The sequence below is a fragment of the Pseudomonas sp. LBUM1657 genome (genome assembly GCF_059716075.1).
Genome location: NZ_CP166799.1, coordinates 988,701 through 1,001,059, shown reverse-complemented (window position 1 = coordinate 1,001,059; position 12,359 = coordinate 988,701). Strand labels below are relative to the sequence as shown.

The window sequence follows — 12,359 nt, the reverse complement described above, 5'->3', positions numbered from 1 at the left end:
ACAAGAACGGGCCTGCAATGCAGGCCCGTCTTCAGTGGTGGAAAGGTAAAAAGTGAATCAGGCTTTAGCCGTTTTGCGCAGCCTGTTCGTTCTCGAGAAACTCTTCTTCCAGCAGCACGTCAGCATGCGCGCCCCTTTCGAACGGCACTACAGCGGCACGTGGTTTGCCCCGCAGTTTGCCGAACATATGATCAAGCGCATGTTCAAGCTTGGTGGCCGCGCCGTCGATCGCCAGTTCCAGGCTTTCGGCCTTATGGGTTACAGAAATCGGTTGGTGGCCTTTTGGCCGCGCTTCCAACTGGCAGCGCATGTCATGGGGACCAGGCTTGTCGCCATTTTCGTCCCGCAGATGAACCTCGACGCGTGTCAGGTCCTCTTCATAACGTTCGAGCGTGCTCTCAATGGTAGTACGTACCCACTCCTCCAGTCGGATGCTGCTTTGAATATGGTTATCACTGTTGACTTGGATTTGCATAGTTCATCCCTTATTTCAGCTAGCTCGCGAGAGGTACATCGGCTGGCCCTTGGGCGTCATCACCGCAACCTCTTGGTTACACAATCGGTCTGCGCGAAGAACATTTCAACCCCTAAAAAAAGATAAATATGGATTCGCAAAAAAAGCCGGACAACCGGTAAAAGCGCTGTTAAGGTCGGGAGTTGGGTCGCCACGCTCTTCAGTCACATTTGCTCACATCCGCCGCACCACCCAGCGGGTGCAGGCTGCGAAAAATCCCCGCCTCTTCCACCAGCCAGTCATGCACCGCACGCACGCCCGGATGGCTCAACGCCCCCGGCGCATAGAGCAGCATGTAACGTTTGTGATTGGGCACCGCCAGGCCAAACGGCACGATCAACGCCCCCCGCTCCAGCTCATCGTTCAGCAACGTTCTGCGCGCAATCGCCACCCCCATCCCGGCAATCGCGGCTTCGATAGTCAGGTGATTGCGGTTGAAGGTATGTCCGCGCCGAACGTCCGCCCCTTCGAAGCCAATGGCATTCAGATAAAACTCCCATTCCGCGTACTCGTAACTGCCGCGCCAGGCCGTGATGTCGTGCAGCAACGGGAAGTGCACCAGGTCCGCCGGCCCATGCAGCGGCGGGCGGCCGCGCAGCAGGCTCGGGGCACAGACCGGAAAGATCTGCTCATCGAGCAAGGCTGTGGATAACAAGCCGGGGTAGCTGCCGTCGTTCAGATCGATGGCCAGATCGAAGTCACCCTCATGCAACGGCACGCTGCTGTCCTCGGCCACCAGGCGCAATTGAATGTCCGGAAAACGCTGCTGCAAACGCGGCAGACGCGGGGTCAGCCACTTGCTCAGGAACGATGGAATCGAGCGCACGCGCAGAATCCCGCTGATCATCCCGGCGTCCAGTCGTCGCAATTCTGCATCGATGCTGCCGTAGGCCTCGTTGACGGTGATGGCCAGTCGCTGGCCCTCAGCGCTCAGTTCCACACCACGGGCACGACGGTGAAACAGGCGAAAACCCAGTCGCTCTTCCAACTGACGAATTTGCTGACTGACCGCGCCCGGTGTGATGTGCAGTTCTTCGGCGCATCGAGTGAACGACAAGTGCCGCGCCGCACAGGAAAACACGTGCAGCCAGACATAGGTCTGGGCATGCAATTGACGACTCATCGTTTAGTCCTGCTAAAGGCTGTCTTAGGAAGTTTCGTTGGTCACGTAGGACCGAGGGAGGCAGTATCGCCGACATTGCGCTTGTCCTACAAAAATGGCAGCGATTTATCTCCCATTGCAGGAATAGGCTTTAGCATGGCTATCAGTGTTTTCGATCTCTTCAAAGTCGGCATCGGTCCGTCCAGCTCCCACACCGTCGGCCCGATGCGCGCGGCAGCGACCTTCGCCCAGGCCCTGATCGACCAAGGTGTACTGGCTGACGTACGGCGGGTAGAAATCCGACTTTACGGCTCCCTTTCGGCCACCGGCGTCGGCCACGCCACCGACCGCGCCTGCGTCATGGGCCTGATGGGCGAATGGCCGGACAGTATCGATCCCACGACCATCGAGAGTCGAATCCAGCACTTGCGCGAAACCGGGGAATTGTCCCTGGCAGGCGTTGCGACCATTCCCTTCATCTGGCAGCGCGATCTCCTGTTGCTGGACGAGAGCTTGCCCTACCACCCCAATGCGATGTCCCTGACAGCCTTCGGTGAAACCGGTGAGCTGTGGGAGCAGACGTACTACTCGATCGGCGGCGGTTTCATCATCGAAGCGGCTGAAGCCGAGTCGGGCATTGCACCGACCAGCGACGTGGTGTTGCCGTACGATTTTTCCAGCGCCGCCGAGCTGCTCAAGCTCTGCAACCAACATGGGCTGCGGGTTTCCGAACTAATGATGGCCAACGAACGGGCCTGGCGCAGTGATGCCGAAATTCGTCAGGGCCTGCTGCATATCTGGTCGGTCATGCGTGAGTGCGTCGAGCAAGGCCTGCGGCACGAAGGCATCCTGCCCGGCGGTCTGAATGTTCCGCGCCGCGCGGCGAAATTGCACCGCAGCCTGTTGGAAATCGGCAAACCGAATGTCATCACCTCGACCCTGTCGGCCATGGAGTGGGTCAACCTGTTCGCCCTCGCCGTGAACGAAGAAAACGCGGCCGGCGGACGCATGGTGACCGCACCGACCAATGGCGCGGCGGGGATCATTCCGGCGGTGCTGCACTACTACATGAAATTCAACCCGGACGCGTCGGACGATGACGTGGTGGCGTTCTTTCTGGGTGCTGCAGCTGTAGGAATTCTCTGCAAGAAAAACGCATCGATCTCCGGCGCCGAAGTCGGCTGTCAGGGCGAAGTGGGCTCCGCCTGTGCCATGGCCGCCGCCGGTCTGGCAGACGTGCTCGGCGCCACGCCCGAGCAACTGGAAAACGCCGCCGAAATCGGCCTGGAACACAACCTCGGCCTGACCTGCGACCCGGTCGGCGGCCTGGTGCAAGTGCCGTGCATCGAGCGCAATGCCATCGCGGCGGTGAAGGCGATCAATGCCACGCAAATGGCCCTGCGCGGCGATGGCAAACACTTCATTTCCCTGGACCGGGTGATCCGCACCATGCGCGATACCGGCGCCGACATGCATGACAAATACAAAGAGACGTCACGGGGCGGTTTGGCGGTGAGCTGGGTGGAGTGCTGACCGGACGGGTTGCACTGTCTGCGAACATCTATTGATTCATGCCCTGAAACGGGCAGGCAAAAAGAAGGCGGGCCACGGTGCCCGCCTCTTTTTTGCCGTGTTCATTGTTCGACAATATTTCCGGCATGCCCCTTGCTATATCACTGATGAGGCAAAAAGGACTTTTTGAAACCTCAGCGAGCGACGTGCCGGTGGTCTGGTGTTGCGAACTAATCCCGATCACGGCGGGTCAACAACTGCACGTTCAATCAGGCGGTAACGCATCATGGACAACCCCTTTCAGCTCATTACCGATGTCTTTGCACCGGATTACCAGATCAACCTGAGCATTCAGGGTCTGGACGGCAGCATCATGCTGACCCTGTCCAACAGTGGTCACGTGGTGGCCAAACGGATGATCAGCGCCGAACAACGCAATGATCCCAAGCGCCTTAAACGCCTGGTACAGAGCATTCAGTTCGGCATCGCCATCGAACAGGGGCACAGCGCCGTGGCCATCCTCGAAGCCATGACCGACGGCGACAATCGCAACCTGCCGCCGCCACAAGCCAAGCGCCCGCCCCGACCCACCATGGGTCTTTAGATCTCGCCCTTCTCTACCTCGGGATGTTCACCGGAGCCCGCACCGACCTTGCGCTGCGGGTGTTCGATCTTCACCGAGGGGAATTGCGACGAGGCGTAGCGCACCACCAGAATCGCAAACGCCAGCAGCAGAATCCCGCCGCACAGGTAGATGATCCCCAGGTCAGGTGGATTGTGGTGCGATACATTGGAGATCAGCAGCCGCGTCAGCGCCGTGATCGCCACGTAGATCAGAAAACGCACCGGCATGTGATTGGTCTTGAAGTAAATCCCGACCATCGCACCCAATTCCAGGTAGATGAACAGCAGCAAGATGTCATCGATCTTGATGTGACCTTGCTCAAGCATCCCGAGAAATTCCATGACCGCCGCCCATGCGGTCACCGCACCGATGGCGAACAGCGCCAGGTAGTGGAAGGTCTCGACAAACAGATTGCCCAGGGACTCGGCCAGCTGATGCACGTTCTGCCGCAGGTTCTCGGCCCAGTTGATTTTCACGATGATTCTTTCCTTAGCTCGGTTCGAGCAGATGATGCGGGTTGGACGTGACGGTTGTTCTGCATGCAGAAAAAAGGCCAGAGCCGCCTGCAACATGATGGCGAGCTGCTCTAAAACGCGCTCCGTGGCGTTTGGTCGCACCCTGTGGCAGCGGGCTTGCACGCGAATGGAGCGCCACGGCTCACCTGACAAACCCTGAATACGGTCTACATTAAAAAGCCACTACCCAAAGCGCAGGGATTCGCTTATCCTTTTCGCTGTATATAAATACAGTGGTCGAATAGACAACTTAATGTGAAGGCATGTGAGGTGGTGAATGGCCGTCGAAGTGGTATACCGCAGCAGCCGAGATCTGGAGCGTTTGTTCATGGATAAAGCCGAAGCTGACCGTCATGACAAAATGCTCGAACTGGCCGAGTTGCTGGCTGAAGTGTTGCAAAAAGCCGTTCCGTCCCTGACCGAGCAGCAAGTGGAAGAAGCCGGGATCTACATGGCGAAGAATCGCGATGTGTTCGCCAAGGCATTCAAGAGCCAGCCGGACGCTCTGTCCGAACTGCTCAATGCACCTGCCGAAGTCGCTGAAAAAGCTGCACCTGTTGAAGTGGCTGCTCCTGTTGAAGTAGCGGACGCTGCGCCAACCAAGCCAGCCAAAGCCGTCAAGACACCGAAGTAAGCAACGCCCGAATTGAATAGGCCCTGAGTCGAATGGCTCAGGGCCTTTTTCATGCCTGTAAAAAACTACGCGTCAGGTTGTTCCAGGGCGTCGACCAGCGCTTTGAAGAACCGCGAGGCCTCACCGCCAGTGACCACGCGATGATCGAAGGTCAGGGACAGCGGCAGGATCGGGTGCACCACCACCGCACCGTCCATCGCCACCGGTTCGTCGCGAATCGCCCCGGCAGCGAGGATCGCCACTTGCGGCGGCACCACCACCGGGTTGGCGTAGCGGCCGAACAAGGTGCCGAAATTCGACAGGGTCAGGGTCGCGCCCATCATTTCCTTGGGCGGAATCGATCGCGCTTGCACATCGGCCCGCAGGCGCATGACGCCTTCCTTCAAGTCAGCCGAGGTGCGATTGCCGACATCGCGCAGCACTGGCACAAACAAACCGTCCGGGGTATCCACCGCGATGCCCAGGTCGAGCCGTTCGTGTTGTTTGAGCGACTGGGTTTTGCCGTCGAAGGCGCTGTTGAGCACCGGTTCCACCGCGCAGGCGGCGGCCATCGCTTTGGCAAGACGAATCAACGGTTCCCGCGCCTGGCCCCAGCGGTGCAAGTCGGCGTCACCGAAAATCGTCACCGGCACCACTTCGGCATGGGACCGGGCCATGTTCAATGCCATGCTGCGTCGCACGCCGCGTAAACGCTCGCCGCCGAAGCGCTCGCGTTCAGTCTGGGCGGCAGTTTCCACGTCGCTGCGGGTGATCAGCCCATCGCTGCCGGAGCCCGTCAGCCCGCTCAACTCCACGCCGAGCTGCCGAGCCAGTTGACGCACCGACGGGGTGGCACGGGTCGCGAGATGCTCGCGGGTCGACGGTGCGGCGCCGATGAAAAACGCATCCTCCTGACTGCTGCCGCCACCTTCAAGTCGCCCGACCACGGTGCCGGCATCCGCCTCGCCTTCGTAACCGAGCAGGGGTTCACCGACGTGAATGATGTCGCCCTCACCGCCATAGAGTTTCGCCACCACGCCATCGTAGGGTGCGGGGATATCCACCAACGCCTTGGCGGTTTCCACCGACACCAGCAGTTGATCGACCTTGACGGTGTCACCGACGCTGACGTGCCAGCGAACGATCTCCGCTTCCTGCAAGCCTTCGCCCAGATCCGGCAGTTTGAAATATTTCATCGCGGCCTCCTTGGATTCAGGCATCTGTTCAGTGGTAATGCGCCAACACGTTGTCGCAGGCTAGAAGAATGTCGTCGACGTTGGGCATGTACAGCGATTCCAGCCGATACAGTGGCGGCGGAATGTCCGGCGCGGTGACCCGCTGGATCGGCGCCTGCAACTCCAACAACACCCGTTCGTAGAGACTCGCGGCGATTTCCGCACCGACGCCACAGGAGCGCGGCGCTTCATGCACGATCACGCAGCGACCGGTCTTGCGCACCGAAGCCTCCAGTGTGTCGAGGTCCAGCGGCTTGATACTCGCGACATCGATCACTTCCGCCGACACGCCCCGTTCGGCCAGTGCGGTCGCCGCTTGCAGGGTTTCCATCACGCTGGCGCCCCAGCTGATCAGGGTGATATCGCTGCCTTCGCGCAGGGTGAAACAACTGTCCAGCGGCAGGCGTTTGCCGTCATCCAGCAGCGGTTGCGGGTTCATTCGATAGAGCCGGGTCGGTTCGAGAAACACCACCGGATCGGGGTCGTCGATGGCCGCCAGCAACAAGCCATAGGCCCGGGCCGGCGATGATGGAATCACCACGCGCAGCCCCGGAATGTGCGCGAACAACGCTTCGGTGCTTTCGCTGTGATGTTCCGGCGCGCGAATGCCTGCGCCCATCGGTGTGCGCATCACCATCGGGCAAGTGATGCGCCCGCGGGTGCGATTGCGCATGCGGCTGGCGTGGGACACCAGGTGCTCCATGGCGGCGTAGATAAACCCCATGAACTGGATTTCCACCACCGGTTTCAGGCCTTGGGCCGCCATGCCCACCACCAGTCCGCCGAGCATGGTTTCGGCCAACGGCGAGTCGATCACCCGCTTGAAGCCGAAGCTGTCGCGCAGCCCTTGGGTGGCACGGAACACACCGCCGTTCACGCCGACGTCCTCTCCCAGGACGATGACGTTTTCGTCTTCACTCATGGCTCGATGCAACGCCAGGTTCACCGCTTCCAGCAATGTGAATTTGCCGTTACTCATTGCCCGGACCTCCTGCCCGCCGCGCCGCCCGTTCGAGCAACCATTCGCGCTGTTCGGCCAAGGCTTGCGGCCATTGGGCGTAGACATGATCCATCACTGATTCGGGTGCCTGCGTGCCCGCCGCCTCGAAGTTATCCACAGCGCGCTGCACCAGCCCCTGGCATTCGCTGATCAACGCCTGTTCGCGGCCCTCGTCCCACACGCCTTGGTCGACCATAAAACGCTGCAGGCGTTTAACCGGTTCTTCGAGCCAGGCCTGCTTGACCTCATCCGCCGGCCGGTAGCGCGTGGCATCGTCGGCCGTCGTGTGATCGCCGAGCCGATAGCTCAGGCATTCGAGCAACACCGGGCCTTTGCCGTGGCGCGCCCGTTCGAGGGCCACCTGCATCCGATCGTAAACCGCGAGCATGTCGTTGCCGTCGACTTGCTCACCGTGGAATCCGGCACCGATGGCTTTTTGTGCCAAGGTCGGGGCGCCGCACTGGATTCGCCGCGGCACCGAAATTGCCCATTGGTTGTTGTTGACCACGAACACCACCGGCAACTGCCAGGCACCGGCGACGTTGAGGGCTTCAAGAAAGTCGCCTTTGCTGGTGGCACCGTCGCCGCAGGTCGTGACGGCGACCCGATGCTCGCCACGGATCTTGAACGCGCTGGCGACGCCGCAGGCATGCAGCGCCTGGGTGGCAATCGGCACGCAGATCGGGAAGTCCTCGGCCACCGCCGGGTCGGCAAAGTCGCTGCCGCGCTCGTCGCCGCCCCAGTACAGGAGGATTTCTTCCATGCGCACCCCGCGCATCAACTGCACCGCGGTGTCACGGTAATACGGCACCAGCACATCTTCGGCGTGCATCAGGCTGCCGACGGCCACGCCAATGGCTTCCTGGCCCAACGTCGGCGCGTAGGTGCCGATGCGCCCGGTGCGTTGCAGGGCGACGGCTTTTTGATCGAAAAGACGAGTCAGGACCATCTGCCGGTAGAGGCGTGTGAGCAGATTGAAATCGTCGGCCCAGTCGGGGAGATCGCTGAGCAGCTGACCTTCGGGGGATAAAAACCGGGTGTAGCGCAGCTCAACCTTGTGCGGCATCAAAGGGCTCCTGGCACGCCGGGTCGGCGTGCATTAGTCCAGGCCCGACGCTTGTGGCGCCAGGCCTTGGGAGCACCTCGGCCGGATGAGGCCCGCGCTCCGTCATCGGTACAACACTTTCTCCGCCAGCTCATCCGCCACCCGGGCCGGAGAGCGTTTTTCCGCCTGGGCATGGGCGAAGACTTCGGTCAGGCGCGAGCTGATTTTCGACAGGTGCGCAGTGATGGTCGTCAGCTCTTCACCGCGGTGTTTGAGCGACACGTAGATCAGCCCGCCGGCATTGATCACGTAATCCGGCGCATACAGAATGCCGCGCCGTTCCAGTTGATCGGCGACGTCCAGATGGATCAGTTGATTGTTGGCGGAACCGGCCACCGCTGCGCAGCGCAGTTGCGTCACGCTGTTGCTGTTGAGCACACCGCCCAGGCCGCAAGGCGCGAGGATGTCGCAGGGTGTGCTGAGCAGCGCATCGTTGGCGATCGGGTGGGCGCCGAGTTGCTCCATCGCCAGTTGCACCTTGCCGTGGTCGATGTCGCTGACCAGCAGTTCGGCTCCGGCAGCATGCAGCTGTTCGGCCAGGGCATAACCCACGTTGCCCAAGCCTTGAACAGCCACGCGCAAGCCTTCGAGATTATCGCTGCCCAGCCGGGCCATGGCGGTGGCACGAATGCCGGCGAACACGCCCATCGCCGCATGTGGCGCAGGGTCCCCTGCCGAAGTGGTGCTGGTGACGTGTTGGGTCTGTTGGGCGATGCAATCCATGTCCGCCACTGAGGTGCCGCTGTCGATGGCAGTGATGTAACGGCCATCGAGCTGATTGACGCAGCGGCCGAAGGCTTCGAACAGCGCCGCGCGGTTTTCCACGTGGACCGGTCGGATAATCACCGCCACGCCGCCGCCCTGGGCCAGTCCGGCCAGCGCAGCCTTGTAACTCATGCCTTGGGCGAGGCGCACAGCATCCTCGACGGCGGATTCGTCGCTGGGGTAGGCAAGGTATCGACAACCACCCAGGGCAGGCCCCAAACGGCTGTTATGAATGGCAATGACCGCCTTCAACCCGGTGACCGGGTCGACGCTCAGATGCAGCGATTCAAGGCGAGTGCTTTGCATGAGAGCGAACATCGTAGGGGCTCCCGAATCACTTCTTGTAGTCGCCAGTATAGGCTTGCGCCCAAAAATTGCAGAAGCGCACCGGAATAAGCGGGCACGGCTATGCAGGCTTTCGGAAATAACCTTCGCCACCTGTGTGCGGCACTGGACGAAAGCCAGAGACGGGGCTAAAACGAGGCATGCCCCGGAGATTTTGATGACGCCCCGCCAACGCTTTTTCGACTGTCTGCAACGTTCACCGCCCGCGCTGTTCGAAGCGGCGCTGTGGATTGCCGTCGAGCACGATAAAGAGGTGAATCCCGAGGCGGTGCTGGCGGACTTCAAGGACCTGCAACAGCGGGTCAGTTATGGCTTGCCGATGCTGCCCGTGAGCGAATTGGCCCAACCGCTGTTACGGCGCTTGAATGACCTGGGCTTCGCTCAGGACGACTTCACGCCATTGCGCCCGCAAGTGGCATTGGTCAACAAAGTGCTGGAGCGCCGGCGTGGCCAACCGCTGGCGTTGGGGCTGATCGCCCTGGAACTGGCCAAGGGCCTGGAAATCCCCATGGTCGGGGTCAACTTCCCCGGACATTTCTTGCTGCGCGTACCGGGCGCCGACCACCTGCTGGACCCTTGCGGTGGCCGTCGGCTGTACCCCAACGATTGCCGGGAACTGCTGCAACGCCAGTACGGCCCGAACATGAAACTCGGTGCCGACCATCTGCTCACCGCCGAGCCGGTACAAATGCTGCAACGCCTGTCACGCAATCTGCGTCAGTTGCACCTTTCTCACGATGATTACATCGGCGCCCTGATCGACGCCGAGCGGGTACTGGAACTGGGCAACGGCAGTGCTTCCGATTACCTGGCCCGGGCCAGCCTTTATCAACGGCTGGACTGCCCGAACGCCGAGCGCTTCGACCTGGAGCATGCCCTGCTGCTCAGCGACGACCCGATCCAGCGGATTCGCCTGACCGAACGATTAGGCCACCTGCCACCTAATTCCATCGTCCACTGATCCCTTGTGGGAGCGGGCTTGCTCGCGAAAGCGGCGGCACATCCAGCATCGATGTGACTGACAGACCGCTTTCGCGAGCAAGCCCGCTCCCACATTGGGTCGGGGTGAGGCTTTAAGGGGTGTCTGGCTGGCTCGCCGGATGCGCCTTGATGAATGCAGGATGCGTGGCCGCCAATGCTGCCACCCGGCGAATCCGCGGATACGCCTCAAGAGAAATATTGAAACGCTCAGCCGCGTACAGCTGCGGAATCAGGTAGGTATCCGCCAGTCCAGGCTGCGGACCGAAGCAGTAACCCTCATCACCAATCAACTGTTCCACCGTCGCCAATCCTTGGCTGATCCAGTGCCCGATCCACTCCACCACCTGCGGCTCATCGTGCCCCAGCTGTCGCAGCCTGTTGAGCACGCTGACGTTGTGCAGCGGATGCACATCGCAACCGATCAGCGCCGCAACGCCCCGTTCGCGAGCCCGAGCAACGAGGTCCTTGGACAGCAGTGGCACCTGTGGATAACGTTCCTCCAGGTACTCGATGATGGCCGGTGACTGGATTAACAAGTCGCCTTCGTCGCTGCGCAAGGCCGGTACACGACCTTGCGGATTGACGGCAAGATACGGCGGCTGGCGATGCTCGCCACCTGGCGGCGCGATCAGGTTGATCGGCAGTGCCTGGTAATCCAGACCCTTGAGCGCCAACGCGATCCGCACCCGGTAGGACGAAGTCGAACGGTAGTAGGTATAGAGTTCCATGGCCCGATCCTCTTAGCGCGCCGGCAGCACTTTGCCGCGGCATTCGCCGAAACCGATGGAAGCAAAACCCTCGCGGCTGCAACGGGCACGCAGGATGATTTCGTCGCCGTCCTCAAGGAACTTGCGCACCTCGCCCGACGCCAGTTCGATCGGCTTTTTACCGCCCTCGGTGATTTCCAGCAGGCTGCCGAACTGACCGTTTTCAGGCCCCGACAATGTGCCCGAGCCGAACAGATCACCGGCCTGCAACTGGCAACCGTTGACGCTGTGGTGCGCGACCATTTGCGCCACGGTCCAGTACATGTGCTTGGAGTTGCTCAGGGTCAGGCGATGGGCCGGCAGGTTCTGTTCACGCATGGTTTCGGTGAGCAGCAGCACTTCCAGTTCAATGTCGAAGGCCCCGGCGGCTTGATCGCGTTTATCGAACAGGTACGGCAGTGGCTGCGGGTCGCCTTCCGGGCGTGCAGGCTGGGCACGACGGAACGGCTCCAGCGCTTCGGCAGTCACCACCCACGGCGAGATGCTGGTGATGAAGCTTTTCGACAGGAACGGCCCCAACGGCTGGTATTCCCAGGCCTGAATGTCGCGCGCCGACCAGTCGTTGAGCAGGCAGAAACCGGCGATGTGATCGGCGGCGTCACCGATGGCGATGGAGTCGCCCATGTCGTTGCCCTGGCCGATCCAGATGCCCAGTTCCAGTTCGTAGTCCAGACGTGCGCACGGACCAAATGTCGGCTCGGTCTGACCGGCTGGCAGGGTCTGGCCTTTCGGACGGCGAACGTCGGTGCCGGACGGGCGAATGGTCGAGGCGCGGCCGTGGTAGCCAATCGGCACGTACTTGTAGTTCGGCAGCAGCGGGTTGTCGGGACGGAACAATTTGCCGACGTTCTGTGCGTGTTCGATGCCGACGTAAAAGTCGGTGTAATCGTTGATTTTCGCCGGCAGGTGCATCTCGCAATTCGCCGCCAGTGGCAGCAGTTTTGCGCCTTGGGCTTCGATCTTGCCATGCAGGGTGCTGCCTTCGGCAAACAGTTCCAGCAGACGTTCGCGCAGGGCAATGCGAGCATCGCGGCCGAGTTCGAAGAACGCATTCAGCTGGCCGCCACGGGTGGCTTCTACGGCCGTTTTTGCCGCGCCATCGAACAGGCCGGCGTCGAGCGCGGCTTCCAGATCGAAAATATGTTCACCGATGGCCACACCGCTACGCGGCGCCGAACCCTTCACGCTGAACACGCCCAGTGGCAGGTTTTGCAGCGGAAAATCAGCGTGGCCGTTGGCAGAGGCAACCCAGCTACGAGTGATAGAAGTCTGAGTCATGG

The 12,359-nt window shown here is 61.1% G+C and carries 12 protein-coding genes and 1 pseudogene; 4 read left to right on the top strand and 9 right to left on the bottom strand.

All coding sequences use genetic code 11. The features are described 5' to 3' along the window. Nucleotides 1-64 precede the first annotated feature (64 nt). On the bottom strand, nt 65-475 hold the full coding sequence (locus tag ACA055_RS04540) for an HPF/RaiA family ribosome-associated protein (protein ID WP_497682546.1): 411 nt from the start codon (nt 473-475) through the stop codon (nt 65-67). A 199-nt stretch (nt 476-674) separates the two neighbouring features. Continuing rightward, complete coding sequence (locus ACA055_RS04535; protein WP_497682545.1) at nt 675-1,637, bottom strand: LysR substrate-binding domain-containing protein; 963 nt, start codon at nt 1,635-1,637, stop codon at nt 675-677. A gap of 135 nt (nt 1,638-1,772) precedes the next feature. Here ACA055_RS04535 and ACA055_RS04530 point away from each other — a divergent pair, with 135 nt between their 5' ends. After that, nucleotides 1,773-3,149, top strand: a complete 1,377-nt coding sequence (locus ACA055_RS04530; RefSeq protein ID WP_497682544.1) for an L-serine ammonia-lyase — start codon at nt 1,773-1,775, stop codon at nt 3,147-3,149. 265 nt (nt 3,150-3,414) lie between these two features. Then, nucleotides 3,415-3,732 carry a DUF3509 domain-containing protein gene (locus tag ACA055_RS04525; protein ID WP_497682543.1) on the top strand — a complete coding sequence of 106 codons (318 nt, stop codon included), beginning with the start codon at nt 3,415-3,417 and terminating at the stop codon, nt 3,730-3,732. On the opposite strand, the gene ACA055_RS04520 is transcribed toward ACA055_RS04525, so the two are convergent. Then, on the bottom strand, nt 3,729-4,229 hold the full coding sequence (locus tag ACA055_RS04520; protein ID WP_150710165.1) for a phosphate-starvation-inducible protein PsiE: 501 nt from the start codon (nt 4,227-4,229) through the stop codon (nt 3,729-3,731). The two genes, ACA055_RS04525 and ACA055_RS04520, sit on opposite strands and share 4 nt — an antisense overlap. Before the next feature lie 316 nt (nt 4,230-4,545). On the opposite strand from ACA055_RS04520, the pseudogene ACA055_RS04515 reads away from it, so the two are divergent. Then, nucleotides 4,546-4,800, top strand: a pseudogene (locus tag ACA055_RS04515) (YebG family protein); the annotation flags it as partial. A 167-nt stretch (nt 4,801-4,967) separates the two neighbouring features. On the opposite strand, the gene ACA055_RS04510 reads toward ACA055_RS04515, so the two are convergent. The 4 genes from ACA055_RS04510 to ACA055_RS04495 form a co-directional block, all read right to left on the bottom strand. Further along, entirely contained in the window at nt 4,968-6,077 is a 1,110-nt protein-coding gene (locus ACA055_RS04510) for a dihydrolipoamide acetyltransferase family protein (protein ID WP_497682542.1), read from the bottom strand. Nucleotides 6,078-6,105: 28 nt separating this feature from the next. Further along, nucleotides 6,106-7,095 carry an alpha-ketoacid dehydrogenase subunit beta gene (locus tag ACA055_RS04505; RefSeq protein ID WP_497682541.1) on the bottom strand — a complete coding sequence of 330 codons (990 nt, stop codon included), beginning with the start codon at nt 7,093-7,095 and terminating at the stop codon, nt 6,106-6,108. After that, on the bottom strand, nt 7,088-8,182 hold the full coding sequence (pdhA, locus tag ACA055_RS04500; protein WP_497682540.1) for a pyruvate dehydrogenase (acetyl-transferring) E1 component subunit alpha: 1,095 nt from the start codon (nt 8,180-8,182) through the stop codon (nt 7,088-7,090). The genes ACA055_RS04505 and pdhA overlap by 8 nt, the downstream gene beginning before the upstream one ends. A 102-nt stretch (nt 8,183-8,284) precedes the next feature. Further along, nucleotides 8,285-9,304: a Glu/Leu/Phe/Val dehydrogenase family protein gene (locus ACA055_RS04495; protein ID WP_497682539.1), complete on the bottom strand. Its 1,020-nt coding sequence runs from the start codon at nt 9,302-9,304 to the stop codon at nt 8,285-8,287. A gap of 184 nt (nt 9,305-9,488) precedes the next feature. Here ACA055_RS04495 and ACA055_RS04490 point away from each other — a divergent pair, with 184 nt between their 5' ends. After that, entirely contained in the window at nt 9,489-10,292 is an 804-nt protein-coding gene (locus ACA055_RS04490; protein WP_497682538.1) for a SirB1 family protein, read from the top strand. Between the two features lie 112 nt (nt 10,293-10,404). On the opposite strand, the gene maiA is transcribed toward ACA055_RS04490, so the two are convergent. Next, nucleotides 10,405-11,040, bottom strand: coding sequence for a maleylacetoacetate isomerase (gene maiA, locus ACA055_RS04485; RefSeq protein ID WP_497682537.1), 636 nt, complete (start codon nt 11,038-11,040; stop codon nt 10,405-10,407). A gap of 12 nt (nt 11,041-11,052) precedes the next feature. Beyond that, nucleotides 11,053-12,357, bottom strand: coding sequence for a fumarylacetoacetase (gene fahA / locus ACA055_RS04480; RefSeq protein WP_497682536.1), 1,305 nt, complete (start codon nt 12,355-12,357; stop codon nt 11,053-11,055). Nucleotides 12,358-12,359: the final 2 nt, after the last annotated feature.

What these genes read in the sequence shown, in the direction of transcription:
- ACA055_RS04540 (WP_497682546.1), bottom strand. Translation starts at nt 475, where the DNA reads ATGCAAATCCAAGTCAACAGTGATAACCATATTCAAAGCAGCATCCGA.
- ACA055_RS04535 (WP_497682545.1), bottom strand. Translation starts at nt 1,637, where the DNA reads ATGAGTCGTCAATTGCATGCCCAGACCTATGTCTGGCTGCACGTGTTT.
- ACA055_RS04530 (WP_497682544.1), top strand. Translation starts at nt 1,773, where the DNA reads ATGGCTATCAGTGTTTTCGATCTCTTCAAAGTCGGCATCGGTCCGTCC.
- ACA055_RS04525 (WP_497682543.1), top strand. Translation starts at nt 3,415, where the DNA reads ATGGACAACCCCTTTCAGCTCATTACCGATGTCTTTGCACCGGATTAC.
- ACA055_RS04510 (WP_497682542.1), bottom strand. Translation starts at nt 6,077, where the DNA reads ATGAAATATTTCAAACTGCCGGATCTGGGCGAAGGCTTGCAGGAAGCG.
- ACA055_RS04505 (WP_497682541.1), bottom strand. Translation starts at nt 7,095, where the DNA reads ATGAGTAACGGCAAATTCACATTGCTGGAAGCGGTGAACCTGGCGTTG.
- pdhA (WP_497682540.1), bottom strand. Translation starts at nt 8,182, where the DNA reads ATGCCGCACAAGGTTGAGCTGCGCTACACCCGGTTTTTATCCCCCGAA.
- ACA055_RS04495 (WP_497682539.1), bottom strand. Translation starts at nt 9,304, where the DNA reads ATGTTCGCTCTCATGCAAAGCACTCGCCTTGAATCGCTGCATCTGAGC.
- ACA055_RS04490 (WP_497682538.1), top strand. Translation starts at nt 9,489, where the DNA reads ATGACGCCCCGCCAACGCTTTTTCGACTGTCTGCAACGTTCACCGCCC.
- maiA (WP_497682537.1), bottom strand. Translation starts at nt 11,040, where the DNA reads ATGGAACTCTATACCTACTACCGTTCGACTTCGTCCTACCGGGTGCGG.
- fahA (WP_497682536.1), bottom strand. Translation starts at nt 12,357, where the DNA reads ATGACTCAGACTTCTATCACTCGTAGCTGGGTTGCCTCTGCCAACGGC.